At 63.5% G+C, this 26,242-nt stretch carries 27 protein-coding genes; 9 read left to right on the top strand and 18 right to left on the bottom strand.

Going from position 1 to position 26,242, the window contains the following annotated elements:
* Positions 1-36: 36 nt before the first annotated feature.
* Positions 37-1,365: a hypothetical protein gene (locus tag AD664_RS04745; RefSeq protein ID WP_053144770.1), complete on the bottom strand. Its 1,329-nt coding sequence runs from the start codon at positions 1,363-1,365 to the stop codon at positions 37-39.
* Positions 1,366-1,657: 292 nt separating this feature from the next.
* Between AD664_RS04745 and AD664_RS04740 the strand changes: the two genes are divergently transcribed.
* The 3 genes from AD664_RS04740 (at position 1,658) to feaR (ending at position 4,808) form a co-directional block, all read left to right on the top strand.
* Positions 1,658-3,157 carry an APC family permease gene (locus AD664_RS04740; protein ID WP_053144768.1) on the top strand — a complete coding sequence of 500 codons (1,500 nt, stop codon included), beginning with the start codon at positions 1,658-1,660 and terminating at the stop codon, positions 3,155-3,157.
* A complete protein-coding gene (locus tag AD664_RS04735; protein WP_083454137.1) occupies positions 3,102-3,722 on the top strand; it encodes a DUF3156 family protein in 621 nt (206 codons plus the stop codon). Before AD664_RS04740 ends, AD664_RS04735 begins: the two co-directional genes overlap by 56 nt.
* A gap of 123 nt (positions 3,723-3,845) precedes the next feature.
* On the top strand, positions 3,846-4,808 hold the full coding sequence (feaR, locus tag AD664_RS04730; protein WP_042728391.1) for a transcriptional regulator FeaR: 963 nt from the start codon (positions 3,846-3,848) through the stop codon (positions 4,806-4,808).
* A 205-nt stretch (positions 4,809-5,013) separates the two neighbouring features.
* On the opposite strand, the gene AD664_RS04725 is transcribed toward feaR, so the two are convergent.
* The 6 genes from AD664_RS04725 to AD664_RS04700 all read right to left on the bottom strand — a co-directional run bounded on the left by AD664_RS04725 (position 5,014) and on the right by AD664_RS04700 (position 10,135).
* Positions 5,014-5,781: an SDR family oxidoreductase gene (locus AD664_RS04725; protein WP_042728392.1), complete on the bottom strand. Its 768-nt coding sequence runs from the start codon at positions 5,779-5,781 to the stop codon at positions 5,014-5,016.
* Entirely contained in the window at positions 5,771-6,574 is an 804-nt protein-coding gene (locus AD664_RS04720) for an SDR family NAD(P)-dependent oxidoreductase (RefSeq protein ID WP_053144767.1), read from the bottom strand. Before AD664_RS04720 ends, AD664_RS04725 begins: the two co-directional genes overlap by 11 nt.
* On the bottom strand, positions 6,567-7,388 hold the full coding sequence (locus tag AD664_RS04715; protein ID WP_053144766.1) for a molybdenum cofactor biosynthesis F family protein: 822 nt from the start codon (positions 7,386-7,388) through the stop codon (positions 6,567-6,569). The genes AD664_RS04720 and AD664_RS04715 overlap by 8 nt, the downstream gene beginning before the upstream one ends.
* Positions 7,389-7,472: 84 nt before the next feature.
* Entirely contained in the window at positions 7,473-8,132 is a 660-nt protein-coding gene (locus AD664_RS04710) for a LuxR C-terminal-related transcriptional regulator (protein ID WP_047738092.1), read from the bottom strand.
* 296 nt (positions 8,133-8,428) lie between these two features.
* Positions 8,429-8,794, bottom strand: coding sequence for a cupin domain-containing protein (locus tag AD664_RS04705; RefSeq protein WP_053144764.1), 366 nt, complete (start codon positions 8,792-8,794; stop codon positions 8,429-8,431).
* Positions 8,795-8,836: 42 nt separating this feature from the next.
* Positions 8,837-10,135 carry an FAD-binding oxidoreductase gene (locus AD664_RS04700; protein WP_042732511.1) on the bottom strand — a complete coding sequence of 433 codons (1,299 nt, stop codon included), beginning with the start codon at positions 10,133-10,135 and terminating at the stop codon, positions 8,837-8,839.
* A gap of 310 nt (positions 10,136-10,445) precedes the next feature.
* Between AD664_RS04700 and AD664_RS04695 the strand changes: the two genes are divergently transcribed.
* From AD664_RS04695 to hpaR (AD664_RS04685), 3 genes are all read left to right on the top strand, one after another.
* Positions 10,446-11,615: a p-hydroxyphenylacetate 3-hydroxylase oxygenase component gene (locus AD664_RS04695; RefSeq protein ID WP_042732512.1), complete on the top strand. Its 1,170-nt coding sequence runs from the start codon at positions 10,446-10,448 to the stop codon at positions 11,613-11,615.
* 68 nt (positions 11,616-11,683) lie between these two features.
* On the top strand, positions 11,684-12,625 hold the full coding sequence (locus AD664_RS04690) for a p-hydroxyphenylacetate 3-hydroxylase reductase component (protein WP_053144762.1): 942 nt from the start codon (positions 11,684-11,686) through the stop codon (positions 12,623-12,625).
* Positions 12,626-12,844: 219 nt separating this feature from the next.
* Positions 12,845-13,267 (top strand): homoprotocatechuate degradation operon regulator HpaR, encoded by a 423-nt coding sequence (hpaR, locus tag AD664_RS04685; RefSeq protein WP_053144761.1) that lies wholly within the window; start codon positions 12,845-12,847, stop codon positions 13,265-13,267.
* Between the two features lie 195 nt (positions 13,268-13,462).
* On the opposite strand, the gene hpaI is transcribed toward hpaR (AD664_RS04685), so the two are convergent.
* The 8 genes from hpaI to AD664_RS04645 all read right to left on the bottom strand — a co-directional run bounded on the left by hpaI (position 13,463) and on the right by AD664_RS04645 (position 20,797).
* Positions 13,463-14,260: a 4-hydroxy-2-oxoheptanedioate aldolase gene (gene hpaI / locus AD664_RS04680; protein ID WP_053144759.1), complete on the bottom strand. Its 798-nt coding sequence runs from the start codon at positions 14,258-14,260 to the stop codon at positions 13,463-13,465.
* Between the two features lie 18 nt (positions 14,261-14,278).
* On the bottom strand, positions 14,279-15,082 hold the full coding sequence (gene hpaH, locus AD664_RS04675) for a 2-oxo-hept-4-ene-1,7-dioate hydratase (protein WP_053144757.1): 804 nt from the start codon (positions 15,080-15,082) through the stop codon (positions 14,279-14,281).
* 10 nt (positions 15,083-15,092) lie between these two features.
* On the bottom strand, positions 15,093-16,367 hold the full coding sequence (locus AD664_RS04670; protein WP_053144755.1) for an MFS transporter: 1,275 nt from the start codon (positions 16,365-16,367) through the stop codon (positions 15,093-15,095).
* Between the two features lie 51 nt (positions 16,368-16,418).
* Entirely contained in the window at positions 16,419-16,811 is a 393-nt protein-coding gene (locus AD664_RS04665) for a 5-carboxymethyl-2-hydroxymuconate isomerase (protein WP_053144753.1), read from the bottom strand.
* Between the two features lie 24 nt (positions 16,812-16,835).
* Entirely contained in the window at positions 16,836-17,693 is an 858-nt protein-coding gene (gene hpaD / locus AD664_RS04660) for a 3,4-dihydroxyphenylacetate 2,3-dioxygenase (RefSeq protein ID WP_042732639.1), read from the bottom strand.
* Positions 17,694-17,886: 193 nt separating this feature from the next.
* Complete coding sequence (hpaE, locus tag AD664_RS04655) at positions 17,887-19,347, bottom strand: 5-carboxymethyl-2-hydroxymuconate semialdehyde dehydrogenase (RefSeq protein WP_053144750.1); 1,461 nt, start codon at positions 19,345-19,347, stop codon at positions 17,887-17,889.
* 5 nt (positions 19,348-19,352) lie between these two features.
* A complete protein-coding gene (locus tag AD664_RS04650) occupies positions 19,353-20,123 on the bottom strand; it encodes a fumarylacetoacetate hydrolase family protein (protein WP_053144748.1) in 771 nt (256 codons plus the stop codon).
* On the bottom strand, positions 20,120-20,797 hold the full coding sequence (locus AD664_RS04645) for a fumarylacetoacetate hydrolase family protein (protein WP_053144746.1): 678 nt from the start codon (positions 20,795-20,797) through the stop codon (positions 20,120-20,122). Before AD664_RS04645 ends, AD664_RS04650 begins: the two co-directional genes overlap by 4 nt.
* 184 nt (positions 20,798-20,981) lie before the next feature.
* Here AD664_RS04645 and hpaA point away from each other — a divergent pair, with 184 nt between their 5' ends.
* Together hpaA and hpaR (AD664_RS04635) are read left to right on the top strand one after the other, a co-directional pair.
* Positions 20,982-21,887, top strand: a complete 906-nt coding sequence (hpaA, locus tag AD664_RS04640) for a 4-hydroxyphenylacetate catabolism regulatory protein HpaA (protein WP_042731933.1) — start codon at positions 20,982-20,984, stop codon at positions 21,885-21,887.
* A 185-nt stretch (positions 21,888-22,072) separates the two neighbouring features.
* A complete protein-coding gene (hpaR, locus tag AD664_RS04635; protein WP_053144745.1) occupies positions 22,073-22,495 on the top strand; it encodes a homoprotocatechuate degradation operon regulator HpaR in 423 nt (140 codons plus the stop codon).
* 146 nt (positions 22,496-22,641) lie between these two features.
* Here hpaR (AD664_RS04635) and AD664_RS04630 read toward each other — a convergent pair whose 3' ends face one another.
* From AD664_RS04630 to AD664_RS04620, 3 genes are all read right to left on the bottom strand, one after another.
* On the bottom strand, positions 22,642-23,433 hold the full coding sequence (locus AD664_RS04630; protein WP_042731931.1) for a transporter substrate-binding domain-containing protein: 792 nt from the start codon (positions 23,431-23,433) through the stop codon (positions 22,642-22,644).
* Positions 23,434-23,520: 87 nt separating this feature from the next.
* Complete coding sequence (locus AD664_RS04625; RefSeq protein WP_042731937.1) at positions 23,521-24,153, bottom strand: response regulator transcription factor; 633 nt, start codon at positions 24,151-24,153, stop codon at positions 23,521-23,523.
* Between the two features lie 35 nt (positions 24,154-24,188).
* Positions 24,189-25,544, bottom strand: a complete 1,356-nt coding sequence (locus AD664_RS04620) for a cache domain-containing protein (protein WP_053144743.1) — start codon at positions 25,542-25,544, stop codon at positions 24,189-24,191.
* 338 nt (positions 25,545-25,882) lie between these two features.
* Between AD664_RS04620 and AD664_RS04615 the strand changes: the two genes are divergently transcribed.
* On the top strand, positions 25,883-26,242 hold a 360-nt coding region (locus AD664_RS04615), incomplete at its 3' end, for a carbon starvation CstA family protein (RefSeq protein ID WP_305728882.1).

The raw sequence follows: 26,242 nt of genomic DNA, 5'->3' as shown, positions 1-26,242 counted from the left end.
CACGGGGAGCTGCCGCCACCGGCAGCCCCCACGCCTTCAGAACGGCACCGCCACCACCAACTGGCTGTAGACGTTGGTGCCGTTGCCGCCGACCTGGTTGCCGCCGCTGTTGTCATCCTTCTCCGGCTTGTACAGCCCCAGCAGCGGCGTGACGATCAGGTGTTCGCTCACGGCCCATTCGACATACAGGTCCAGCTCGCGCCCATCGAGGTTCAACGCCTGGCGGTCGTGCAGGGTCTGGTAGTCGAAGAACAGCGCGCCGACGGTCACGGTGTCCGTCGGCTTGAGCTTGAGGCCGACGTGCTGGATGGCCGTGTTGCTGTTGAACGGCCCGGAATAGTTGCCGGCCACCTCGCCCTGGAACCAGGTGCCGTAGCCCCGGCTCAGGCCGTTGAACATCGAGTCCCAGTTCTGTGAGTAGCGGCTGTAGCGATAGGTCAGGTCCGGTGTCCAGGGCAGGTCGGCGAAGGTGTAGCCGGCCTCGGTGTACCAGGCTTTTTCCGGGCCGGCGTCCTTGTCCTGCCAGGCGTATTCGAAGGCGAAGTGGGCGTTTTCGATGCCGGCGTTGCCGCTGCCCCGCAGGCTGTAGATGTTCATGCCTTCGCGCTGTTTCTGGAAGTCGCTGGCGTAGTGGTCATCGACGTCGATGCCATGGATGTAGGTCAGGCCCAGGGTGCCGGGCGCGGTGGTGTATTCCAGGGTGCCGGCGGCCATTTCGGTGTTGGCCTGGGCGTGGTTGTCGGACTTGATCCACATCAGGCTGCCATGCACGCCGTCCTTCGCCCCCAGGCGCAGCACGGCGGTCTTGTCGAAGGCGTGGCGGGCGGCCAGGTAATAGGCGCCACCGCGATTGAGGTCGCCGTCCGCCGGGCCCTTGCCCAGGTTCAAGCCGTCATCGTTGATGATGAAACCGTCACCGAGGGTGATCACCTGGCGACCGTAGGAGAGGTCGACGCCGTCCTTGCCCAATACCGGGAACAGGTCCCCCGAGCGCCAGCCGGCGAAGGCCTCATCGAATTTCGTGGTGCGCTCCGAGCCATCGCTCAGGCCGGCCGGGTCACCGTCGCCCCAGGTGCCGGAGCTGACCAGGTTGGCGGTGCCGTAGACACTGCCCATGCCGGCCAATGCCTGGTCGATACTCAGGCCATACTTGATGAAGCCTTCGCGCCAGCTGGAGCCGCCACCGGTGCCGTCGTAGTTCTTGCGGCTGTTGAACATTCCGTAGACCGCGAGGAAGTTCCCGGTGATGGTGGTGTCCTGGTCGGCGTAGAGCTCAAGGGCCTGGGCCGATGAGTCGGCAACCAGCAGGGCGATGCCCAGGCCGATGGCGTTGCGCAGTAGCGGTGTGTGGCGTGTGTGCTCCATGGTGTTTTTCCCCAGTGTAATAGGACGGCAGAGTGCGCATTAAGGGGAGCTGCGCGAGGGGAAGTCTTTCACCTGGCTGCCAGGGAATTGATCCAGCCCGCCAGGCCGCGGGCGCTGGCAGGCAGCAACAAGAGTGGCGGCAGACATGGGCAAGACGCCTGTGGCGCGGCGGCGCAAAGTGAAGCTGCACGCAACGCCGTTTCGATCAGGGACTGGCTGGGGGGCTTGAATGCCGGCTCCTGGACGGCTGTGGCACCTCTACTAAAAAATCCGCTTCTCGAGGATCTGCACCATGTCGATCAATGACCGACTCACCGCGCACTTGAACCGGGGCACGGTGGGATTTCCCACCGCCCTGGCCAGCACCATCGGCCTGATCATGGCCAGCCCGGTGATTCTCACCGCAACCATGGGCTTCGGTATCGGTGGCAGCGCCTTCGCCGTGGCGATGCTGATTGCCGTGGTGATGATGCTGGCCCAGGCGACCACATTCGCCGAGGCCGCGTCGATCCTGCCCACCACCGGCTCGGTCTATGACTACATCAACTGTGGCATGGGGCGTTTCTTCGCGATCACCGGCACACTGTCGGCCTACCTGATCGTGCACGTGTTCGCCGGCACCGCCGAGACCATCCTGTCCGGGGTCATGGCGCTGGTGAACTTCGAGCACCTGAACACCCTGGCCGAGTCTGCCGGCGGTTCCTGGTTGCTCGGGGTCGGGTTCGTCATTGTGTTCGGGGTGCTCAACGCGTTCGGCGTCAGTGCGTTCGGCCGGGCCGAGATCATCCTGACCTTCGGCATGTGGACCACCTTGATGGTATTTGGCGTGCTCGGCTTGATCGCGGCGCCAGCGGTGCAACTGGAAGGCTGGTTCGGGGTTTCGCTGGTGGGCACCGACCTGATCACCATCCTCTCGCTGGTGGGCATGGCCATGTTCATGTTCGTGGGCTGCGAGTTCGTCACGCCTCTGGCGCCGGACCTGCGCCACTCGGCCAAGGTCATGCCCAGGGCGATGATCCTCGGCTTGCTGAGCGTCGCCTCGTGCATGTTCATCTACGGCGCGGCGATGAAACGCCAGGTGGAGAACGTGCTGCTCGATGCCGACAGCGGCGTGCACCTGCTGGACACGCCCATGGCGATTCCGCGCTTCGCCGAGCAGGTCATGGGGGATATCGGCCCGCTGTGGCTGGGGATCGGCTTCCTGTTTGCCGGCGCGGCGACCATCAACACCCTGATGGCCGGCGTGCCGCGGATTCTCTACGGGATGGCGGTGGACGGCGCATTGCCCAAGGTCTTCACTTACCTGCATCCGCGTTTCAAGACACCCTTGCTGTGCATCCTGGTGGCGGCGTTGATTCCTTGCCTGCATGCGCTGTGGCTCGGTGGCAACACCGACAACATCATGCACCTGGTACTGGCGGCGGTGTGTGCCTGGAGCTTTGCCTACCTGCTGGTGACGGTGTCGGTGGTGAGCCTGCGCATTCGTCGGCCAGACCTGCCGCGGGCCTATCGCTCGCCGTTCTTTCCGCTGCCACAGATCCTGTCCAGTGTCGGCATCCTCCTGGGCATGTGGTTCATCACGCCGCCCGGCATGAACCCAGCCGACATCTACATCCCGTTCGCGGTGATGCTCGGTGGCACCGCGGCCTACGCCTTGTTCTGGACCCTGGTGGTGCAGAAGGTCAATCCATTCATGCCGGCGTCGGTGGAAGACGTGCTGGCCAAGGAGTTTTCCCATGAGCCAGGGCAACCTGCCGGCGAGTTTATCGACCGTGCTGCAAAGACTGTCTGAGCGCTTGCGCGCCCATCGTGCCCCGGCCGGCTATCGGCCCGGGGTGACCCTGGAACACGTGCGGCGCAACCTCGGGCTGGCGCATTTCGTGTGGTCAGGGCCGACGACGGCTACTGTGGCCAGCGACGACGGCCGGCTGCAACTGGAGATTGTCGAGCGCACCGAATCACAGTGGCTGATGCATCTGGTGATGACCGAATTCGTGTTGCGCGTGCCTGCGTCGATGGAGGGCACGGCGCGCCTGGAGCTGCACCACGGCGGGGCTATTCGCCGCAAGGGTCTGCGCTGTCGCCAGCGGGGTGCCGACCAGGCGCTGGCGGCCCGGTTGCAGGCGGCGGTGACACACGATCAGGGGTTGTACCAGGCGCTCATGCCGCTGGATTTCAAGCGCCTGCGCATCGACCTGCACGAGCGCCAGTGGTGCGTGCGCCTGGAACACATGGGCGGCAGCGAGGTGGTCAACCGCATGCCGGCCTTTCGGCGCTACATCGCGCTCGGAGGCGAACAACGCGCAGCCTTGCTGGCATCCCTGAGCGGCCTGCAACGGGTATTGGCAAGCCTCTGACCCTGTAGTGCCGCCCTGGCATCAATCCTGCTACTGCTCTGGCGATCAGGTACTTGTTGCGTGCATATAGATAACATGTTAACTATTGCCGCACAAAAACAATAAGCCACTGCGGAGAACGCCATGAGCATGCAACAGGTTGGGCAAGACGGGCTGGAGACCTGGAACCGGGACCTGCGCGCCACGTGTGGGTATTTCGAGACGGAGCTGGCTTTCAATCGTGCGTTGTTTATCGGCCAGGTCTCGAACTTCTGCCGCGGCGGTCTTTCCCTCTCGAACCTGCGCACCAACGCCGGTTCCATCAAGCGCCACTCGCCCAATCCCGACCACGACGACGATCAGGATTGCCTGCTGGTCAGCCAGCGCAGCGGCTATTGCCGCATCACCCAGAACGGCCTGAGCATCCAACTGGCCCCCGGCGAGTTGTTACTGATGGATTCGGCGGGCGCACTGGAGATCAGCCCGTTCGGCCTGATCGAGCATGCCGTGCTGTCCTTGTCTCGGCAGCAGGTGTCGAGGCAGTTGGGCGGGGACACCAGGACCTTCGGCAAGATCTCGTCGAGCAAGGCCTGCGGGCGGATGTTGCACGTGCTGATGGACCAGTTGTGCAAGGACACGCCGGACGGCGAAGGTGCGGCGGGCGAGGGCGAGGCCCTGCAGAGTGCGTTCGTGTCCTTGCTGGGCTCGGCGCTGGAGCACACGAGCGATGCCCGTGACGATGGCGCCGCGCTGCAGGGCAGTCATCTGCGCAGCTACGTGCAGAAGGTCATCGACGAATCCCTCAACCAGCCCGGCCTCAGCCCGGTGGGCCTGGCCAACCGCCTGAACATCTCGGTGCGCCATCTGTACCGGTTGTTCGAAGAACAGGACGACAGCGTCTGCCGTTACATCCAGCGAGCCCGGCTCAAGCGCAGCGCCGATGACCTGACCAACCCGTTCCTGCGGGACGAGTCCATCACTTCGATTGCCTACAAATGGGGCTTCACCGACTCGGCCCACTTCAGCCGCTCGTTCAAGAAGCAGTTCGAACTCTCGCCCAAGGACTTTCGCGCAAGCCATCTGCAACAGGCGCAGGGAGTGGCCTGAGGCGCAGGAACGGTGCCCGCCGAACCGCCGCCTTCGCGGGCAAGCCCGCTCCCACAGGCGGCGTTGTGGTGGATCCGAAATAGAAGGGAACACTGCTGAACCTGTGGTGTGTGCGAAATAGGAGGGGATGCTGCTGGACTTGTGGGAGCGGGCTTGCCCGCGAAGGCGGTGGTGCTGTCGTCACCACCGCGCGCGCTGGTTCGCCTCAGACTTCCGGCAATGTCGAACCGCCGTCGACCACCAGGGTTTGGCCCGTCACATAGGCGGCCAGGTCAGAGGCCAGGTACAACATGGCGCCGGCAATGTCGCCCGGGTGGCCCAATCGCCCCAGTGGCACGCGCCTGGCGATGTCCTGGTTGAGATCATCGTCACCGAGGTTGGCCATGGCCGGGGTCGCGATCATGCCCGGTTCGACACCGTTGACCCGCACCTGCTCGGGCGCCAGCTCCAGTGCCGCGTTGCGTATGAAACCATTGACCCCGGCCTTGGACGCGGCGTAATGGCTAAGCCCCGGGTACGCCACGCGCGGGCCGGTGACCGAGGACGTCACCAGCACACAGCCCTGGCCCTGGCGGCGGAACATCGGCAGCGCCGCCTGGGTCAGCCAGAACAGCGCCGACAGGTTCACCGCCAGGGTGCGTTCCAGCACCGCCGGGGTAATCTGCGCAAAAGGCGTCAACGGGAAGTAACCGGCGTTGTGCACCAACACATCCAGGCGCCCCAGGCGCTCTTGCAGCCCGCCCATCATGGCCGATATCGCCGTGGCGTCCGCGAGGTCCACGCCCACCGCTTGCGCCTGGTAGCCGCCGGCCGTCAGCTCGCTGGCGAGGGCCTCGGCCCGCGCCAGGCCGAGGTCGGCGATCACCACCTGAGCCCCACGCCAGGCGAAGGCTTCGACAATGGCCCGGCCAATGCCTTGGGCACCGCCGGTCACCAACACGGTTTTTCCGCTGAAATCCAGGTCATTGGCCATGGGTCACCTCCATGTGGCTGAACGCCAGGGTCGGTACGTCGACGATGCTCGAACCACCGTCGGCCACCAGTGCCACGCCGGTGATGATCGAGGCGTCCCGGGACGCCAGGAAACGACAGGCGAGGGCGATCTCCTCGGCGCTGGCGGGGCGGCGCAACGGCACGTCGGCGCAGACTCGGTCGTAGGCCTGTTGCAGCGTTTCACCGTGGAACTGCATCAGCACCTGCATTTCTTCATCGGCCATCGGCGTGCGGACCCAGCCTGGACAGACTGCGTTGACCCGCACGCCTTGGGGGCCGTAGTCCCGCGCCAGGGAGCGGTTCAGGCCCAGCAGCGCATGTTTGGCGGTGGTGTAGCCGCACACTTGCGGCCCGGCTGCCAACGACGCGATGGACCCGATCAATACCACGTTGCCGGCGCTTTCCTGCAGCAAGGGCAAGCAGGCCCGCGCGCTGTAGAACGCGCTGTCGAGGTTGCTACGCATGGCCGCGTCCCAGGCTTGCGGGCTGGTTTGGGTGGCGCTGCCCTGGCCCATGCCGCCGGCACAGGCCAACAGCACATCGAGACGAGCGAAACGCTGGCGGATCTGCGCGATGAAGCCGTCCCAGGTCGTCGGGCACGCGGCATCGCCCACCAGCACCAGGCCGCCGGCTTCCCTGGCAAGGTCTTCCAGGGGCTCGCGGCGTCGGCCGATCAAGACCAGGTTGGCGCCTTCGGCGGCATACAACCGGGCGCAGGCGGCACCGATGCCGGTGCCTGCGCCGGTAATCACCACGGTACGTGATTCAGGCATCGGGATACTCCGTCTGGTTGAGGACCTGGCAGTAGGAACTGACCGGGAAATTGGAGTACTCATCGAAGGACGCACCGGCGTAGCCGAAGATCTTGCCGTCGCTGCGGTGTTGTTGCAGGTCGATCAGCACCAGGCCGAGGGTCGGGATGATTTTTTCCCGCCAGACGAACAGATACAGCTGGTCGGCGACTTTGTAGGTGTCGCACCGGTCGGTGTCGCACAGGCCTTGTTCCACGCCTTTGAGACATTGCCAGGCATAGAACCGGTCGTTGAGGTAGATGTGTTCGTAGACCTCGCTCGGGCTGTAGCGATACAGGTTGCGCAGCCCCACCAGCTCGTTGCTCGGTGCGTGCGGGCAGAGGCCCTCTTGCCAGGGCCGGTCGAGGCTGCCGTGGAGGAAGTCGACGCCGACGCTCGTCAGGGGCTTGCCCGCCAGGGCGCGGCCGTAGAGCCCTTCACGGGTTTGCTCTGGCTCGGGCATGCGCCCGATCACGGCGGTGAACGCAGCGTTGGCGGTGTCGAGCACCAGGCTGACCGACAGGGTCTGGCGGCCCTCGCCCTTGAGAAAGTCCACCAGGTACAGGCCCGGGCGAACCGATGTGGCGCGGTAGAGCGCGGTGCCGCTGGAGTGCCCGTCGGCGGCGTGCCAGGACAACGTGTCCTGCTCGAACCGATGCTCGATCTGCCAGCCATTGGCGAAGTTCAGGGTAAAGGTCTTGCCGCTCAGGTCTGCCAGGTTCGGCAGGATGAAGGCGTCGGGGGCAAAGCCATCGGCCAGGGCGCCGACGGTGATCCAGTCTGTAGATGTACTCATTGCAAGGCTCCGGTTGGGTGTAGTCACCCGCCGGATCATGGGCTCTGGGGCAGCTGCGCACTATCAACCGGATGGTTGAACCGTTCAGAGAAACAGCGCGCTGACCAACTCGGTGCGACTGCTGACGCCGACCTTGCGGAACAGGTTGATCAGGTGAGTCTTGATGGTCGGCAAGCCGACGTTCAACTCCCGGGCCAGGTGCTTGTTGCTGACGCCCTCGCGCAGCAGCAGGGCGATCTGGCGCTCCTTGGGCGTCAAGCCGTCCAGGGCATCCGCCTGGGCAGGCAGGTGCGCCACCGCCAGTTGCAACAGGGTTTGCAACGCGCCGAGCTGGGACAACTGCTGAGGCGTGAAGGCGCCTTGTTCGGCGGTGCGCAATAGCGAAATGGCGGCTTGCGGCTGGCCGTCCCGACGAGCGAAGACTTCCACCACATCCACCACGCCGTAGCGTTGCAGGAAGCTGCGGTAGCGCTGGCTGTCGCGCACCGGCTGGCGGGTCATCGCCAGGCCCAGCGGCACCACGGCCTGTTCATCGCAGACACAGTTGCGCGGTTGCAGCGGATCGAACTGGCGGTAGTTGTCCAAGTAGTCGCGGTGCATCTCGCCACTCATGCCGTGCAGGCTGAAGTCATGGGCTTGCAAGTGGCGGTCGACGCAGTAGAAGGCCGCCCGGCTGGCGGGAATCAGCTGGGTGAACGCGTGCAGGCAGTGGCCGGCGATGTCCTGGGTGGGAATGAGGTTCATGGGCGCAACCTTCGCAAGCACATTGCGGTTGAGGGAAGAACGTGAACCCCTAGGGCCAGGGCGTTTTTGTGGTGAGGGAGTTTGCTTCCGAATCGCATATCATCCGAATCGCATAAAAGCAGGGCTGCTTCGCAGCCCAGCGGGAGCAAGCTCCCTCGCCACAGCAAGCTCCCCCGTCACAGCAAGCTCCCTCGCCACAGCAAGTCCCTAGCCAAAGCAAGTCCCTTGCCACGGCAGGTTTCTTCAGCAGAGAAGGCGACCTTGCCGCAACGGCGTCCTCGCCACGGTCACGGTGCTCAGGCTACCGCGAAGTAGTGCTTGACGAAACTCTCGCTGACCACTTCCCACAGCACCGGCGTGCCCTTGGTCACGAACCAGCTGTCGCCGGCCTTGTAGCGGGTGCTCTGGCCGGTGGCTTCGTCGGTGAGCACCACTTCGCCGGTGACCACGGTGGCTTGCTCGGCAAACGGATACACCATCCGGAACTTGCCCTGGGTGGTGCCAAAGTAGGCGCTGCTGACGGGATCGGTCGGGGCGCCGAAGGTCATCTTGCCGAAGGCCTTGACTTCGCCTTCGAGGATTTGCGAACCCAGGTCGGCGACGGTACCCCAGGCGTCCAGTTCGGACAGCTGGATGTCTTTCTTGAGGGTGATAAGGGGCATGGCAGTGACTCCTGATGATTGAAATAGAAAGCAGTGTGGTTGTCAGCGACGGCCGTTCCAGTAGCCCGACAGCTGGTGCCAGGACTTGCCCGCAGTCAGCAGCAGGGGACGGATGGCGTCCTTGCCGATGATGGTCGGGCGCCTGACGGAACTGACCAGGTCATAGCGCGCCGAACCTTCGCTCATGCCTTCGGCCAGGACCTTGCAGATGATGTGGCTCGGCGTGACGCCAAACCCGGAATAGCCCTGGACGAAGAACGCATTGCGGCGGCCGGGCAGGGTGCCGATCTGGGGGAACAGGTTCGGGCTGCACGCCATCGGACCGCCCCAGGCGAGGTCGATCTTCACGTCCTTGAGGTACGGGAAAATCTTCAGCATCAGATTCCGGTTCCAGGCCTTGAGGTCCTGGGGAATGTGCTCCACCAGTGGCGTCGCGGCACCGAACAGCAGGCGGTTTTCGTTGGTAACGCGGTAATAGTCGATGACCGGGCGGATATCGCTGTAGGCACCGCGAATCGGGCTGATGCGTTGGATCAGCTCGTCCGACAGTGGCTCGGTCATCATCTGGAAGGCGTAGGTGTTGATCGTCGAGCGATGCAGTTCCGGCTCCAGTTTGTTGAGGAAACTGTCGCAGGCCCACAACAGCTTGCTGGCCTTGACCGAGCCGCGCCCGGTGCGCACGGTGATGCGCTCGCCATAACGGACTTCCAGGGCGGGGCTGTTCTCGTAGATCTGCACGCCGTGGCCGGCCAGTGCCTTGGCTTCGCCCAGCAGCAGGTTCAACGAATGCACATGCCCACCGCCCATGTGCAGCAATGCGCTGCCGTAGGCTTTGGAGCCGATGATCTGCTGGACGTCGGAGCCGCCGAGAAAGCGGATCTCGTGCTTGCTGTTGATCGACTTGAAGTCTTTTTCCCAGGCCCGCAGGGTTTTTTCCTGGCGGGCGTTGAAACCCATGTAGCCGTAGCCATGGCAGAAGTCGGCATCGATGGCGTACTTGGCGATGCGGTCCTTGATGATGTCCGCTCCCAGGTCACTGATCTCGAAGACCTGGCGCAGACCGTCTTCGCCGACGTCCTTCTTGATCTTTTCCAGGTCATGACCGATGCCGGCCATGATCTGTCCGCCGTTGCGCCCGGTGCCGCCGAAACCCAGGTAGCGCGCCTCGAGCACCACGATGTTGGTGATGCCTTTTTCAGCAAGCTCCAGCGCGGTATTGATGCCGGAGAAGCCGCCGCCAATCACCACGACATCGGCTTCCACATCCTGTTCCAGGGTGGGGAAGCTGAGGTTGTACTTCTTGGTGGCTGTGTAATAGGTGGGCGTTTCGATATTGATCATGACGCAACCTGACAAAGTGAAAGGAGACTCCGTGCAAAGCGCTGCACGCGATGCCCCTATTAAGGGCCCAGGCGAGGGTGTTTGTCTTGATCATCCGTGCCGGGGCACTTGACCGAGCGCGCCATCGGCCTGGATCGGCACCATGAAAAGTACAATCTTGGATCTGGAAGGTGCATTTTTCGACGTCTTGCCAATGCCCATACTGGACCGGCCTCAATCATTTGATCCCGCTGTTTTCTGCACCACGAGCCTGCCGTGAGGTGCAAGGCCAGGCGGGATCGGCAGACGCCAATAATAAAAGAGTCCGTCCATGAAAAAGCCAAACCCGTTGCTCGAAGACCTCAAGCCCCTCCTGCCGATCATTGCCGCCAATGCCTTCCAGGCGGAGCAGGACCGTAGCGTTCCTGCCGAGAACATCGCCTTGCTCAAGGGCATCGGCCTGCATCGGGCCTTCCAGCCTAAGGCGTATGGCGGCCTGGAGATTTCCCTGCCGCAGTTTGCCGATTGCATCGCGCTGCTGGCCGGCGCCTGTGCCAGCACGGCCTGGGCCATGAGCCTGTTGTGCACCCACAGCCATCAGTTGGCGATGTTCCCGGCCAAGACCCAGGAAGAAATCTGGGGCGCCGATCCCGATGCCACCGCCAGCAGCAGCATCGCGCCGTTTGGCCGCACCGAGGAAGTCGAGGGCGGCGTGATGTTCAGCGGCGAAATGGGCTGGAGCAGCGGCTGTGACCATGCCGAGTGGGCCATTGTCGGATTTCGCCGCAAGAACGCCGAAGGCACCCAGGACTATTGCTTCGCCGTGCTGCCTCGCCGCGACTATGAGATCCGTGACGACTGGTTCGCCGTGGGCATGCGCGGCAGTGGCAGCAAGACCCTGATCATCACCAACGTGTTCGTGCCGGAGCATCGGATCCAGAAGGCCAAGGACATGATGGAAGGCAAGTCCGGTGGCTTCGGCCTGTACCCCGACAGCAAGATTTTCTACTCGCCGTACCGGCCCTATTTTGCCAGCGGTTTCTCCACGGTCAGCCTGGGCGTGGCCGAGCGCATGCTCGAAGTGTTTCGCGAGAAAACCCGCAACCGTGTGCGAGCCTACACCGGTGCGGCCGTGGGCGCTGCCACCCCGGCGCTGATGCGCCTGGCCGAGTCCACTCACCAGGTGGCGGCGGCGCGGGCTTTTCTCGAGAAAACCTGGCAGGACCACGCCGAGCATGGAGAACGCCACGAGTACCCGAGCCGGGAAACCCTGGCGTTCTGGCGGACCAACCAGGGCTATGCCACCAAGATGTGCATCCAGGCAGTGGACCGGCTGATGGAAGCGGCCGGCGGCGGCGCCTGGTTCGAGTCCAACGAACTGCAACGGCTGTTTCGTGATGCGCACCTCACCGGTGCCCATGCCTATACCGACTACGACGTCTGCGCGCAGATCCTCGGGCGTGAGCTGATGGGCCTGGAACCCGATCCCAGCATGGTCTGAGTACCTGCCCCAGCATCGCCCCATAACAACAAATCGAGGCCGTCGCATGAGGCGGCCGGGAGTCTTGCATGTCCAATGATTGCGATACCGCGTTCGATACCCGCGCATTCCGCCGCGCCCTGGGCAATTTTGCCACCGGTGTGACCGTGGTCACCGCCGCGACGGAAGATGGCCGCAAGGTCGGCGTGACGGCCAACAGCTTCAATTCGGTGTCTCTGGACCCGCCGTTGATTCTCTGGAGTATCGACAAACGCTCCAGCAGCCACGGCGTGTTCGAAGTCGCCAGCCACTTTGCGGTGAACGTATTGGCCGCCGACCAGATCGACCTGTCGAACAACTTCGCCCGGCCCAGGGAGGATCGTTTCGCCGAGATCGAATTCGACAACGGCGCGGGCGGGGCGCCGGTGTTTGCCGACTGCGCCGCGCGGTTTCACTGTGAAAAATTCCAGCAGGTGGACGGTGGCGATCACTGGATCATGCTGGGCAAGGTCGTGGCCTTCGACGATTTCGGCCGTTCGCCGTTGCTTTATCACCAGGGCGCCTACTCGATGGTCTTGCCCCACACGCGCATGACGCGGCGCGAAGAGGGGCAGGCGCCCAGCAGCCACTTCCAGGGTCGTTTGAGCCACAACCTCTACTACTTGATGACCCAGGCACTGCGGGCCTACCAGGCCAGTTACCAGCCCCGCCAATTGTCCACCGGGCTGCGCACCAGCGAAGCGCGAATGCTGATGGTGCTGGAAAATGACGCCGGGCTGAACCTGGCCGATCTGCAGCGAGAAGTGGCGATGCCGGTGCGCGAGATCGAAGAAGCCGTGGCCAACCTCAAGCGCAAGGGCCTGGTGAGCGATGATGGCGACCGGGTCCGCCTGACCGTCAAGGGCATCGATGAGACCGAGGGGCTCTGGGCCATTGCCAGGGAACAGCAGGACAAGGTGTTCGGCCAGTTTGGCGAGGCCCAGGTGGAGCATTTCAAGGCGGTGCTCAAAGGGGTGATCAAGGGCGCTTGATGCCAAAGCACTGAAAATAGCTACACCTCTGTGGGAGCGGGCTTGCTCGCGAAGGCGGTGGGTCAGCCAACATCTTCATCAACTGATCCACCCTCTTCGCGGGCAAGCCCGCTCCCACAAGGTACTTGGGTGTTCAATTGCCCTTGGCACGGACAACGGGACAGGGGTGATGCTAAGATTTAGTTAACTCATTAACTAATACCCTGGCGAACACTCTCCATGCCCAAGCTGCGCCAATCCTTGACCCTGACCCTGCTACAGGCCCGTGAAGCGGCCATGGGGTTTTTCCGTCCTTCCCTCAATCAACACGGCCTGACCGAACAGCAATGGCGGGTCATCCGCATCCTCAGCCAGCACGCGGAGCTGGAGATCAATCGCCTGGCCGAACTGGCCTGCATCCTCAAGCCCAGCATGACCGGCGTGCTGGTGCGCATGGAGGCTGCGGGCATGGTTGTTCGGCGCAAGGCCGAGCAGGATCAGCGGCGCGTACTGGTGCGCCTGGCACCACAAGGGCAGGCGTGCTTCGACTCGATGAGCCACAGCATGGAGGGCAACTACCAGCGCTTGCAGGAGAAACTGGGGGAGGAGAAGTTGCAGACGTTATTGGTGTTGCTGAATGAGTTGAAGGCGGTCAGGCGTTGAGAACTGAGAACTGAGAACTGAGAACTGAGAACTGAGAACTGAGAACTGAGAGGTGATAGCTGATAGGTGATAGGTGAGGCTTTTGTGGCGAGGGAGCTTGCTCCCGCTGGGGCGCGAAGCGGCCCCGCTTCTACGCGATTGCTGCGCAATCGAACGGGAGCAAGCTACTCGCCACGGGTTTTGCGCAGATCCTTCTCAGTACACCCCACCCGTCGCAGGCTTTGGCACACCCTTGAACGCTGACGCCAGGCTTTGAAGGCCGCGCATCAGCACGGTCGTGTCCACCCCCACGGCGACGAACGCGGCCCCCAGCTCGATGTAGCGTCGGGCCAGTTTTTCGTCGGCGCTGAGGATACCGGCGGCCTTGCCGGCCTTGCGAATGCGGGCGATGGCGTCTTCGATGGCCGCTTGCACGTCCGGATGCCCCGGATTGCCGCGGAAACCCATGGACGCACTCAGGTCCGCCGGGCCGATGAACACCCCGTCCACGCCATCCACCGAGGCAATCGCGTCGAGGTTGGCCAGGCCCTCGCGGCTTTCGATCTGCACCAGCAGGCACATCTGCTCATCGGCCTTGTCGAGGTAACCAGGGATGCTGTTCCAGCGCGACGCGCGAGCCAGCGCGCTGCCGACACCACGCACGCCACTGGGCGGGTAATGGATGGCGCGCACCAGCTCACGGGCCTGCGCGGCGCTTTCCACCATCGGCACCAGCAGGGTCTGTACGCCGAGGTCGAGTACCTGCTTGATCAGCGCGGTATCGCCGATCACCGGGCGAATCACCGGTTGGCTGGCGTAGGGCGCCACGGCCTGGAGCTGGCCGAGCAGGCTGCGCACATCGTTGGGCGCGTGTTCACCGTCGATCAGCAGCCAGTCGAAACCGGCATTGGCGGCCAGCTCGGCGCAGTAGGCGTCGGCCAGACCGAGCCAGAGACCAATCTGCGCCTCGCCGCTTTTCAGCCGTTGTTTGAACGTGTTGATCGGCATGTCCATGAAGCAGTCCTCGAGCAGTCAGACGAAACGGCAAGCGATGGAGCCAAGCATGTCGTAGTCGACATGGAAGGTATCGCCCGGGTTGGCCGCCACCGGGCGGGTGAAGGAGCCGCCGAGGATGACCTGCCCCGGTTGCAGGGTGACGTCATAGGCCGCCAGCTTGTTCGCCAGCCAGGCCACGCCCTTGGCCGGGTGATTGAGCACCGCCGCCGAGACGCCGGACTCTTCGATCACGCCGTTGCGGTAGAGCACCGCCGGCACCTTGCGCAGGTCGATCTCGGTGGGGCGCACCGCACGTCCGCCCATGACCACGCCGGCGTTGGCCGCGTTATCGGAAATGGTGTCGAAGACCTTGCGGGTGGCCTGGGTCTGCGGGTCGATCTGCTGGATGCGCGCGTCGATGATTTCCAGTGCCGGGATCACCCATTCAGTGGCATCCAGTACGTCGAACACCGTGACGTTCGGGCCTTTCAACGGTTTGCCGAGGATGAACGCCAGTTCGACTTCCACTCGCGGCACGATGAAGCGCGCGAAGGGAATGTCGGTGCCTTCGTCGAAGAACATGTCGTCCAGCAGCGCGCCGTAGTCCGGTTCGGTGATGTTCGAGGACACTTGCATGGCCCGGGAGGTCAGGCCGATCTTGTGGCCGACCAGCTTGCGCCCGTCGTTGATTTTCTGCGCCACCCAGGCGCGCTGGATGGCGTAGGCGTCATCGAGGGTGATGGCCGGGTGATCGAGGGAAAACTGGCGCACCTGCTCCCGGGAACGCTCGGCGTGGTCGAGGCGGGCAGCGGCTTGCTGGATGAGGCTTTGATCGAGCATGACAAGGTCTCTATTGAGGATTGACGACGGCGGCCCGGGTGCGCAGCACCAGCAGGCCACCCAGGGTGATGAACAGCGCCAGGACATACAGGGCCAGGCTGGCGCTCTGCGTGGTGTCCCGCATCCAGCCGATGAGGTACGGCGCGAAGAATGAGGCGATGCTGCCAAAGGAACTGATCAGGGCGATTCCGGCGGCCTGGGTGCTGTTGGAGAGAAACGCCGGCGGCAGTTGCCAGAACATCGGCAACGCCGCGCTGGCGCCCATGCCGGCGACAATCAGGCCGCCGAGCACCAGGGTCGGATTGCCGGGAGAGAGCCCGGCGATGGCGATACCGGCTGCCGCCATCAACAACGGCACGCAGAGGTGCCAGCGACGTTCGCGGTGGCGGTCGGAGGAGCGGCCGCAACCGATCATGAAGAAGCAACCGGCCAGGTAAGGCACCGCGCTGAGCAGGCCGACCTGGCCTTCGCTGCCGATGCCGGCGCCGTGGATCAGGGTGGGCATCCAGAAAGCCAGGGTGTTCACCGCCAGCATCACGGCGAAGTACACCGCCACCAGCAACCAGACCTGGGGGTTAGCGAGGATCGCCGAAAACGAGGTGATGGATTTTCGCTGTTCCTCCACGCTCAGTTGTTCGCGCAGGTGCTGCTTGGCGTGGGGTGAGAGCCAGCTGACGCTTTGGTAACTGTCGGGCAGGCACTTGAGTACGACCAGGCCCAGGAGGATCACCGGCAGCCCCTCGATGACGAACATCCATTGCCAGCCACGCAGGCCGCCGACATCGTGGAAATGTTCGAGGATCGCCCCCGACAGCGGCCCGCCGATCAGCGCGGTCACCTGGGCGCGCCGGCGTGCCGGGTACCAGCGGTTGAGGAACACCAGGATCCCCGGGAAGAACCCGGCTTCGGCCACCCCCAGCAGAAAACGCAGCAGGTAGAAACCGGCGGCGCTTTCAATCAGGAACATGCCGGTGGACAAGGCCCCCCAGACCACCATCAGCGTGGCGATCCAGCGGCGCGGGCCGACCCGGTCCAGGGCCATGTTGCTCGGCACGCCGAACAGCGCATAGGCGATGAAAAACAGGCCGGCGCCGAAGCCGTAGACCGTGTCGCTGAACTGCAGGTCGGCGCTCATCTGCATCTTGGCGAAGCCGATGTTGATCCGGTCCAGGTGGGCGAACAGGTAGCAGACCAGCAACAACGGCATCAGCCGCCAGGTGATCGTGGCATGGGTGCGGTCGTGCACGACGGTGCCGGCAGTGCCAGCGGGATTGGCTGTACTCATGATCTTGTACTTTTTGTCCGAGAGGCCGATGGGGCAAGCGATCGGGCGTGGCTATCCCGCCTGGGCCTTGAGGAAGGCATGGACGTTGTTGGCCTTGAAGTTGAGGTGTTCGTGCAACTCGATCATCTCGAACGACAGGGCCAGCAGGCGCTGGGCCTGCAAGTCGGCGAAGTGCGCGGTGATCACCTCGAAGAGTTTCTGCGCGACCTTCTCGCGGGTGGCGAGGTCGCGCCCATGGCCGACTTTCAACGTCATGTGCACGAAGGCGTAGTCGTGCTTGGCGTCGGCCATGCGCCAGGTATCCAGGCGCACACCCCGGCTGCGGATGCCGCCGAGGGGGAACACACCGCTGTCGCCGAGCAGGGCGTGGACCTTTTCAAACAGGCCGGGCAAATCGGCCTGTTGTTCGATGTTGTCGGTGTATTCAGCGATGAAGTGCGGCATGCTCGGTGCTCCTGCGCAGGCGTTTCAAACCGGGAAAATGGCGTTGATCTGGCCGGTGCCCGAGCTGCCGAACGGCTCGGTGATGATTTCGGCCGGCTTGTCGTAGTCCGCTCCGCCGAGCAACCCCAGGAGCATGGCGGTGTCATGCATCTTGCCTTCGCCGAAGCAGTGTTCGGCGTAGTCCGGGAGCATCGCGCAGAACTCCTTCCAGCGGCCTTCGCGCCACATCTGCACCACGTGCAGGTCCACCTGCTTGTCGAACTCACGGGTCCAGTTGTGGATGTTGGCTTCGGCGTTGCGATCATCGGAAAACCGGTGGGACAGCGAACCGGAGGCGAGCACCAGGACCTTGCGGTCGCTCTTCTCGATGGCCCGGCGCACGGCGGCGCCGAAGGTGAAGCTGTCTTGCAGGCGATGCCAGGCGCACCAGGCGGCAATCGACACCACGTTGAGTTTCTGCGCCGGCGGGACGTCCATGTGCATGTAGCGCATGGGCACCAGCGTGCCGTACTCCAGCTCCAGGCTGGGGATGTTGTGGGCCAGGGTGCGGACGTCGGCGGCGTTGGCTTCGGCGGCGATCAACTCGCCCAGTTCCGGGGCGCCCGCGTATTCGTACTCCATGTTCTTGATGAAATGCGGCAGCTCGTTACTGGTGTAGATCCCCTTGAAATGCTCGCCGCTGTTGACGTGGTAGGCACTGTTGACCAGCCAGTGCACGTCGAACACCACGGCCGTGTCGGCGCCCAGCTCGCGGGCGCGACGGCCGATTTCCTTGTGGCCGGCGATCGCGGCCTCGCGGCAACCGTGGTGTTTACCGGGCAGCTCCGACAGGTACATCGAGGGAACGTGGCAGATCTTCGCAGCCAGGACGACTTCGCCCATGATGATTCTCCTGAAAAAGTTGTTCTTGTTGAGTCTTGGGTAACGGGTGAATCACAGCCTGTTCTGAATGACCACAGCCCTTGTGGCGAGGGAGCTTGCTCCCGCTCGATTGCGTAGCAATCGCCAAAAGAAGCGGGGGATGCTTCGCATCCCAGCGGGAGCAAGCTCCCTCGCCACAGGGGCATCGCTGGTTTTAGATGCCCCACCGTGGAATGTGATGACCGCCCATGGAAATGCAAACGTTCTTGATCTCGGCAAACACTTCAAAGCTGTACTGTCCACCTTCGCGCCCGGTTCCGGAACCCTTCACGCCGCCGAAAGGCTGGCGCAGGTCGCGCACGTTCTGGCTGTTGATGAACACCATGCCGGCCTCGATGCCATGGGCCAGGCGATGGGCCTTGCCGATGTCCTGGGTCCAGATGTACGACGCCAGGCCGTATTCGGTGTCGTTGGCCAGTTGCAAGGCTTCGGCTTCATCCTTGAACGGGATCAGGCAGACCACCGGACCGAAGATTTCCTCCTGGGCAATGCGCATCTTGTTGTTCACGTCGGCGAACACCGTCGGCTGGATGAACTGGCCGCGACTCAAGTGTGCAGGCAGGTTGGCCGGGCGTTCCAGGCCTCCGGCCAGCAGGGTGGCGCCTTCTTCGAGGCCGATCCTGATGTAGCCGGTGACCTTGTCGTAGTGGGCCTGGGTGATCATCGAGCCGACCTGGGTCTTGGGGTCTTGGGGGTCGCCCACGATCAAGCGTTTTGCGCGGGCGGCGAATTCGGCGACGAACTGCGGGTAGACGCTTTCCTGGATGAAGATCCGACTGCCGGCGGTGCAACGTTCGCCGTTGAGCGAGAAAATCGTGAACAGCGCCGCATCAAGGGCGCGCTCCAGGTCCGCGTCTTCGAAAATCAGCACCGGCGATTTGCCGCCCAGCTCCATGGAGTACTTCTTCAGCCCGGCGGTCTGCATGATTTTCTTGCCGGTGGCGGTGCCGCCGGTAAAGGATATTGCCCGCACATCCGGGTGACGCACCAATGCATCGCCCGCCGTGACGCCGTAGCCCTGGATCACGTTGAGCACACCGTTGGGGATCCCGGCCTCGACGGCCAGTCGCCCCAGTTCATTGGCGGTCAACGGCGACAGCTCGGACATCTTCAGCACGGCGGTATTGCCCAAGGCCAGGCACGGCGCGGTCTTCCAGGTCGCGGTCATGAACGGCACGTTCCACGGCGACACCAGGCCGCAGACCCCCACCGGCTGGTACAGGGTGTAGTTGAGCATCTGGTCGTCGACCGGGTAGGTGTGGCCGTCCATCCGGGTGCACACTTCGGCGAAGAAATCGAAGTTGTGGGACGCCCGCGGGATCAGCACGTTGCGGGTCTGGTGGATCGGCAAACCGGTATCGAGGGTTTCCAGTTCGGCCAGTTTCGGCACGTTCTGCTCGATCAGCTCTCCGAGCTTGCGCATCAACCGGGCGCGTTCCTTGGCGGGCGTGTTGGCCCACTTCGGGAAGGCATCCTTGGCGGCGGCTACGGCCTGGGCGACTTCCTCGGCGCCGCCGCTGGCGACTTCGCCAATGGCTTCGCCGGTGGCCGGGTTGTAGTTGACGAAGACGTCTTTGCTTTCGACCTCACGGCCGTTGATCCAGTGTTTGATCATCGTGCTCAAGCCTCTTTACGGGATGCGAAGAACGCGGCTTCGCTGACAATTCGGTTGACCAGGCGGCCGACGCCTTCCACTTCCACCACCACTTCATCACCGGGCACCACGTCGGCCAGGCCTTCGGGCGTGCCGGTGGCGATCATGTCGCCGGGTTGCAGGGTCATGAAGCTGGACAGGTATTCGATCAGGTACGGGATGTCGAAGATCATGTCCTTGGTGCTGCCTTCCTGGTGCAGCTCACCGTTGATCCAGGTGCGCAGTTTCAGGTCGCTCGGGTCCGGCACGTCGGCGACGTCGACGATCCATGGCCCGACAGGGGTGGTGGCGTCGCGGTTCTTCACCCGTAGGTTGGGGCGGTAGTAGTTTTCCAGGTAGTCGCGGATCGCGTAGTCGTTGCACACGGTGTAGCCGGCCAGGTAGTCCAGCGCTTTTTCGCGCTTGACGTTACGGGCGGTTTTGCCGATGACCGCCACGAGTTCGCACTCGTAATGCATGTAGGCGACGTTGTCCGGGCGCCAGGTCTTTTGCTTGTGGCCGGTGTAGGTGCCCGGCGACTTGATGAACGCCAGGGGCTCGGTCGGCGGCTTGAAGGCCAGTTCGGCGGCGTGGTCGGCGTAGTTCAGGCCCAGGGCGAACATGTTGCCGGTGGCCGGTGGCAGCCACTCGACCTGGTCCTCGCCCAGCAGGCGACCGTCGAGCAAACGCACGGCATTGCCGGCTTCAACGGTGACGGCGTGGATCTGGCCTTCAAAACGAATGCGCGCGTGTTTCATGAAACGGCTCCTGGCTGCTCGGCCACGACGGTATTGACGAGACGGCCCACGCCGTTGATGTGCACTTCGACGCGGTCGCCAGGCACCACGTCGACCCGGCCCTCGGGCGTGCCGGTGATCAACACGTCGCCGGCGTGCAGGGTCATGAACTCACTGATCTCGGCAATCAGTTGGGGGATGTTGCGAACGAAGTTGGCCGTGCTGTTTTGCTGGCGTGCCTCGCCGTTGACGTACAACGTGATCGCCAGGCTGTGGGGGTCGACGAGGTTGGCGGTCGGCACCAGCTCCGGCCCGATGGCGCATGAGCCATCCCGGCACTTGGCCTTGACGGCGGGGCGGTAGTAGCTGTCTTCCGGCAGGCTGAACTCGTTGACGACGGTGTAGCCGGCCACGTAGCCCAGCGCCTCGGCGGCACTGACGCGGCTGGCCGACTTGCCCATCACCACGCCCAGGGCCGGCCCTGGTTGCAGCCGCTCGCCGTGGCCTGGATGGACCACATCGGCGTCGTGCCGATTACGGGTGTTGGGCGTCTTGATGAACAGCACCGGCTTGACCGGCGGTTTCTGGTAGGGCGGCTGCTCGAACTCGGCGAGGTGCTGTTTCAGCAGCCCCTGGTAGTTCAGCGCGACCCCGAACAGGGTGCCGTTAGCGACGTCATGCAGGGCACGGCTCATGCTTGTCTCCTGGCGGTGCAGAGGGATGAGGGCTCTGCGTTATTGTTAATGTGTTAACAGTTATAATTAAGATGTTAACTATCGTCAAGCGTGGCAGAATGACCGGGCGCTGGATGACCTTCCGGATTCGTTGCAGGATGGCGCTCGGCGACGCTTGAATCAGAATAAAAACGAGTACTGCGTGATGACCGATCGTCAACCGATCCCCAACATCAACATCGGCCAGGTGTATGACCAGCGCTACAGCGATGCCGAGGTGCATTACGACCGGCTCGCCAACCTCGCGGATTTTTTCGGTCGCAACATGCCGGTGCACCGCCACGACCGCTTCTTCCAGGTGCACTACGTCAAGAGCGGGACCGTGCGGGTGTATCTCGACGACCAGCAATACGTCGAATCGGGCCCGATGTTCTTTCTCACGCCGCCCACCATCGCGCATGCCTTCGTGACCGAGGCCGACAGTGACGGGCATGTGCTGACGGTGCGCCAGCAGTTGGTGTGGCAGTTGATCGACGCCGATCCGAGCCTGGCGCCGGCCGGTGTGCAACTGCCGGCGGCCTGCGTGGCGCTGGCGCAACTGGGGCCGGAGTTGGCGGGGGAGGTGGGACGGCTGGAGTACCTGTTCGAGCAACTGAGCGAGGAGGTGGCGGCCGCGCGGCCAGGGCGCAACGTGGCCCTGGACGGATTGACACGGCTGATCATGATCAGCCTGCTGCGCTTGTGTACCAACTCCCTGGAAGCCCGGCCGGCGCGGCATGAAGACCTGAAAATCTTCCACCGCTTCAACGAGCTGATCGAAGCCCACTACCTGCAGCATTGGCCGCTGTCACGCTATGCCGAGGGCATCGGGGTCACCGAGGCGCGCCTCAACGACGTGTGCCGGCGCATCGCCGACCTGCCTTCCAAGCGGCTGATCATGGAGCGCTTGATGCAGGAGGCCAAGCGTCTGCTGCTGTTCACCGGCAGTTCGGCCAATGAAATCTGCTACCAGCTTGGTTTCAAGGATCCGGCCTATTTCAGCCGGTTTTTCCAGCGCTATGCCCAGCTCACGCCGGGCGAGTATCGCCAACGGCAATCGGGGTTGCGCTGAACTTCCCTGCGATTGAACACGTGTTTTTGTGGCGGGGGAGCTTGCTTGCGCCGGGGTGAGCAGCAGCCCGAGGCTTTGACGATTGCTGCGCAATCGAGCGCGAGCAAGCTCCCTCGCCACAGGCGTCTTGCAGCGCCTTGCCTGCGCCACTAAGCTGCCCGTTCGCCCACCCAAGCAGTTCGAACATGGCCAACCCCAGACCCTCCCTGACGCTGACCCTGTTGCAAGCCCGTGAAGCCGCCATGGCTTTTTTCCGTCCCGCGTTGAACCAGCATGACCTCACCGAGCAGCAATGGCGGGTGATCCGCATCCTGCACCAGCAAGGCGAACTGGAAAGCCACCAGCTTGCCCAGCAGGCCTGCATCCTCAAGCCGAGCATGACCGGTGTGCTCAGCCGCCTGGAGCGCGATGGCCTGGTGCGCCGGCAGAAATCCAGCCAGGATCAGCGTCGGGTGTTCGTGGCCCTCACCGAACGCGGCGAGCAGTGCTTCGAGTCGATGAGCGAAGGCATGGAAAGCAACTATCGACGGATCGAAGCGCAGTTCGGCGAGCAAAAGATGCAGCAACTGCTGGGGCTGCTCAATGAATTGAAGAACATCAAGCCATAGGCCACCCCACAACCCTCCGTGGCAAAGGGGGCCAGACCCTGTGGGAGCCGCTTGCTCGCGAAGGCGGTGGACCCGCCTGCAACTTCGCCAGGCGGGCTGGCGTCTTCGCGAGCTCGCTCCCACAGGGTTTCAATGCGGCGTCGCCGTCACTGAGCGGCGGGAACCGCCAGCCACTGGCCGATCACTTTCTGATAGCTGCCGTTCGCCTTGCTCAGGTGCAGCCACTGGTCGACGTACATCTTCCAGGTGCTGTCATCGCGCGGCAGCAGGTAGGCCTTCTCGCCATATTGCAGGTAGTGGGTCGGGTTGACGGCACACAGGCCAGGCTTGAGTTTCTGCTGGTAGAGCGCCTCCGAGGCGTCGGTGATCATCACGTCGGCGCGCTTGTCCAGCAGTTCCTGGAAGATGGTCACGTTGTCGTGGAAGGCGAGCTGGCCCTTGGGTACGAAGGCGCGGACGAAGGCTTCGTTGGTGCCACCGGCCGGCTCCACCAGGCGTACCGAGGGTTGGTTGATCTGTTCGAGGGTCTGGTAGCGCGACTGGTCTTCGCAGCGCACCAGCGGGATCTTGCCATCCACGTCCAGGGTGTTACTGAAGTAGGCTTTCTTCTGGCGTTCCAGGGTCACCGAGATCCCGCCCATGCCGATGTCGCACTTGCCCGCCAGCATGTCCGGCATCAGGGTTTTCCAGGTGGTCTGGACCCATTGCACCTTGACGCCCAGGCTCGCGGCCAGCGAGCGCGCCATGTCGATGTCGATCCCTTCGTAGTCGCCGCTTTCAGCCTTGTAGGTGTAGGGCTTGTAGTCGCCGGTGGTGCACACCTTGAGCTCGCCGCGTTGCAGGACCTCGTCCAGGTGAGAGGCGCCAGGCTCGGCCAGGGCATTGCCACACAAGGCCAGCAGGCCGCAGAACGTCATCGTGCTTGTTATGGTTTTCATGGGGATGGAACGTCTCGCAAGGGAAGGGGACAAGACGGGCCAGTGTAGTAAAAGTGTCTGTGGGTTGTCTCTGTGCGGCGGCCTTTGTCAGCGTGAAACGATCCCGTGGTCGATCGCGTACTTCACCAATGCCGCGGGTTTGTCGATGTTGAGCTTGCGACGGATGCTCAGGCGGTGGGTCTCGACGGTACGCACGCTGATGTCCAGTTCGCGGGCCATTTCCTTGTTGTTCAACCCCTCGACCATCTTGCGCAGCACCTGGCTTTCCCGTGGGGTCAGTTCGTTATCGGTGTTCGGGTCGGTGGCCAGGCGCTGGGCGATTTCGGCGCTGTAGAAGGTGCCGCCGCCGATGATCGCCTCGATGGCCGCGACGATCTCCCGCGAGGGCGCGTTCTTGAGCACGTAGCCGCTGGCACCGCAGCGCACCGACTCGCTCACGTATTCATGGTTGTCGTACATGCTGAGGATGAGGATCTTCAGGCTCGGGTATTGCTTGCCCAGCAGCCGGGTCAGCTCAAGGCCGTTCATGTCCTTGAGGCTGATGTCCATCAGCAGCAGGTCCGGTGTGCAACGGCCGACCATTTCGATCGCCTGTGCGCCGTTCTCGGCTTCGCCGACCACGTTCAGCCGTGGCATGACGGACAGCAGCGCCCGGATGCCATCGCGCACCAGTGAGTGATCATCGACCAGCGCGACGCGGATCGCAGGCGGCAGGTTCATCGACAAGGGGGGCTTGGGATCAGGGGTCATCAGCTTTACGTGGCCGCCATGTTCATGGGCAAAAGGATGTCCAGCTCGCTGCGCCCCGGTTCGGAGGTGACTTCCAGGCGTCCGCCGAAATGTTCGACCCGTTCGCGGATATTGCGCAGGCCGATGCCGGCGTGCCCGCGCTCGACCTGCGGCACGTTGAAGCCCATGCCGTCATCCACCACCGTCAGGCGCAAGGACTCGGCGGAGCCGAACAGGCTGATGCCGACGCTTTTCGCCCCGGCGTGACGCTCGATGTTGGTGAGCGCTTCCTGGGCAATGCGGAACAGCGAGACCGGTGCGCCGTTTTCCAGCCGGCAATCGAACTCATTGGTGCGGTAGGACACCTCCAGCCCGCTGCGCTGCTGGAACTCGGAGGCGAGTTGGCCGATGGCGGCGGGCAGGCCCAGGGTATCGAGCAGGGAAGAGCGCAGGTCATGGGAGATGCTGCGGATCTCGCCGATGGCCTCGCCCAAGCGGTCTGTCGCATTCTTGAGAATGCCCAGGCCGTTTTCCTGGCCGTTTTCCAGCACATGGCTGGCCAGTTCGAACTGGAACTTGATCGACACCAGCAGTTGGCTGATGCCGTCGTGCAACTCACGGGACACTCGCGAGCGTTCCTCTTCCTGCAGGCTGACGATGCGCTGGTTCAGGCGCTGCAGTTTCTTGTCGGCCAGGCGGTGCTCGCTGACGTTGAGGGTCATGCCACCGGCGAACACCAGCAGCACGGCCACCAGGGCGATGGCGGCGATGGCCTGCATGGTGGTGTGGATGCCTTGGGCGACTTCGGCGCGCGCCTGCTGGGTGGCGCGCTCGACGTCTTCGAGGTAGATCCCGGTGCCGAGCATCCATCCCCAGCGGTCCAGCATCACCACGTAGGCCAGTTTTTCGGTGATCTGGCCGGAGGAAGGCTTGTTCCAGGCGTAGCGCTGGAAGCCCTCGCCGGATTGGGCGCTCTTGAGCAGCGCCTGGATCACCGGCAGGCCATGAGGGTCCTTCATGTCCCACAGGTCTCGCCCCACCAACTCCGACTGGCGCGCGTGCATGAGGCTGCGGCCTTGGCGGTCGTACACGAAGAAATAACCGTTGATGCCGAAGCTCAGCTTGCGCAGTTCTTCCAGCACTTGCTGCTGTGCGCGTTCGTCGCCCTGGCCGTCGTTGTACAACGGGGCGATCAGGCTTTGCGCCATCTCCACGTAGTTCTTCAGCTCGGCGCGCTTGCTGGCCAGGATGCTGTCTTCGATGAGCTGTGCCTGTTGGTCGCCCAACTGGCGGTTGAGCGAGATCACCAGGGCGCAGATCACAGCGATCGCCAGGACCAGCGGCAGGATTCCGAGGGCGACGATTTTGTGTTTGAGCAGCATCTGGACTCCTGTCAGGGCCTGACGAGGGGAGGTGGATGCTCGGCATCATATGCCAAACCTGCCACCGAATAGGAGAGCTAACCTGCGCTGGACATCGAATCCGCAGGCGCCCAGCGACATTGTGGGAGTGGGCTTGCTCGCGAATGCGGTGGATCAGTGACATCTGCTTTAACTGACACACCGCCTTCGCGAGCAAGCTCGCTCCCACAGGGGCGGTCTACGTAGTACTACGGATTTATTTATTGACGGGCTGCGGGGATATTGGGCCGGCTCCGAATAGCGGGGCACATTATAAAAACAATCGCCGCAGTCCACTGGACCTCGGCAGGAGACACGCAATGACAACCCGTCTGGTTAAACACCTCGCCTGGTTTGCCGTGGCTGTTCTGGGAGCCTGTGCGTTGAGTGTCGTGGCCTTGCGCCGCGGCGAAGCCATCAACGCCCTCTGGATCGTCGTCGCAGCCGTGGCCATCTACCTGGTCGCCTACCGCTACTACAGCCTCTTCATCGCCAACAACGTGATGCAACTCGATGCGCGCCGGGCCACGCCTGCCGTGCTCAACAACGATGGCCTGGACTTCGTCCCGACCAACAAGCACATCCTCTTCGGTCACCACTTCGCCGCCATTGCCGGCGCGGGGCCGCTGGTGGGGCCGGTGCTGGCCGCGCAGATGGGCTACCTGCCCGGCACGCTCTGG

Source organism: Pseudomonas sp. P97.38, assembly GCF_001269745.1.
GTDB lineage: Bacteria > Pseudomonadota > Gammaproteobacteria > Pseudomonadales > Pseudomonadaceae > Aquipseudomonas > Aquipseudomonas chlororaphis_E.
The sequence above is the reverse complement of the archived record's forward strand: the minus strand, read 5'-3'. Positions and strand labels throughout refer to the sequence as shown.

Coding starts and splice junctions, on each gene's coding strand:
- AD664_RS04745 (WP_053144770.1), bottom strand. CDS start 1,365: ATGGAGCACACACGCCACACACCGCTACTGCGCAACGCCATCGGCCTG.
- AD664_RS04740 (WP_053144768.1), top strand. CDS start 1,658: ATGTCGATCAATGACCGACTCACCGCGCACTTGAACCGGGGCACGGTG.
- AD664_RS04735 (WP_083454137.1), top strand. CDS start 3,102: ATGAGCCAGGGCAACCTGCCGGCGAGTTTATCGACCGTGCTGCAAAGA.
- feaR (WP_042728391.1), top strand. CDS start 3,846: ATGAGCATGCAACAGGTTGGGCAAGACGGGCTGGAGACCTGGAACCGG.
- AD664_RS04725 (WP_042728392.1), bottom strand. CDS start 5,781: ATGGCCAATGACCTGGATTTCAGCGGAAAAACCGTGTTGGTGACCGGC.
- AD664_RS04720 (WP_053144767.1), bottom strand. CDS start 6,574: ATGCCTGAATCACGTACCGTGGTGATTACCGGCGCAGGCACCGGCATC.
- AD664_RS04715 (WP_053144766.1), bottom strand. CDS start 7,388: ATGAGTACATCTACAGACTGGATCACCGTCGGCGCCCTGGCCGATGGC.
- AD664_RS04710 (WP_047738092.1), bottom strand. CDS start 8,132: ATGAACCTCATTCCCACCCAGGACATCGCCGGCCACTGCCTGCACGCG.
- AD664_RS04705 (WP_053144764.1), bottom strand. CDS start 8,794: ATGCCCCTTATCACCCTCAAGAAAGACATCCAGCTGTCCGAACTGGAC.
- AD664_RS04700 (WP_042732511.1), bottom strand. CDS start 10,135: ATGATCAATATCGAAACGCCCACCTATTACACAGCCACCAAGAAGTAC.
- AD664_RS04695 (WP_042732512.1), top strand. CDS start 10,446: ATGAAAAAGCCAAACCCGTTGCTCGAAGACCTCAAGCCCCTCCTGCCG.
- AD664_RS04690 (WP_053144762.1), top strand. CDS start 11,684: ATGTCCAATGATTGCGATACCGCGTTCGATACCCGCGCATTCCGCCGC.
- hpaR (WP_053144761.1), top strand. CDS start 12,845: ATGCCCAAGCTGCGCCAATCCTTGACCCTGACCCTGCTACAGGCCCGT.
- hpaI (WP_053144759.1), bottom strand. CDS start 14,260: ATGGACATGCCGATCAACACGTTCAAACAACGGCTGAAAAGCGGCGAG.
- hpaH (WP_053144757.1), bottom strand. CDS start 15,082: ATGCTCGATCAAAGCCTCATCCAGCAAGCCGCTGCCCGCCTCGACCAC.
- AD664_RS04670 (WP_053144755.1), bottom strand. CDS start 16,367: ATGAGTACAGCCAATCCCGCTGGCACTGCCGGCACCGTCGTGCACGAC.
- AD664_RS04665 (WP_053144753.1), bottom strand. CDS start 16,811: ATGCCGCACTTCATCGCTGAATACACCGACAACATCGAACAACAGGCC.
- hpaD (WP_042732639.1), bottom strand. CDS start 17,693: ATGGGCGAAGTCGTCCTGGCTGCGAAGATCTGCCACGTTCCCTCGATG.
- hpaE (WP_053144750.1), bottom strand. CDS start 19,347: ATGATCAAACACTGGATCAACGGCCGTGAGGTCGAAAGCAAAGACGTC.
- AD664_RS04650 (WP_053144748.1), bottom strand. CDS start 20,123: ATGAAACACGCGCGCATTCGTTTTGAAGGCCAGATCCACGCCGTCACC.
- AD664_RS04645 (WP_053144746.1), bottom strand. CDS start 20,797: ATGAGCCGTGCCCTGCATGACGTCGCTAACGGCACCCTGTTCGGGGTC.
- hpaA (WP_042731933.1), top strand. CDS start 20,982: ATGACCGATCGTCAACCGATCCCCAACATCAACATCGGCCAGGTGTAT.
- hpaR (WP_053144745.1), top strand. CDS start 22,073: ATGGCCAACCCCAGACCCTCCCTGACGCTGACCCTGTTGCAAGCCCGT.
- AD664_RS04630 (WP_042731931.1), bottom strand. CDS start 23,433: ATGAAAACCATAACAAGCACGATGACGTTCTGCGGCCTGCTGGCCTTG.
- AD664_RS04625 (WP_042731937.1), bottom strand. CDS start 24,153: ATGAACCTGCCGCCTGCGATCCGCGTCGCGCTGGTCGATGATCACTCA.
- AD664_RS04620 (WP_053144743.1), bottom strand. CDS start 25,544: ATGCTGCTCAAACACAAAATCGTCGCCCTCGGAATCCTGCCGCTGGTC.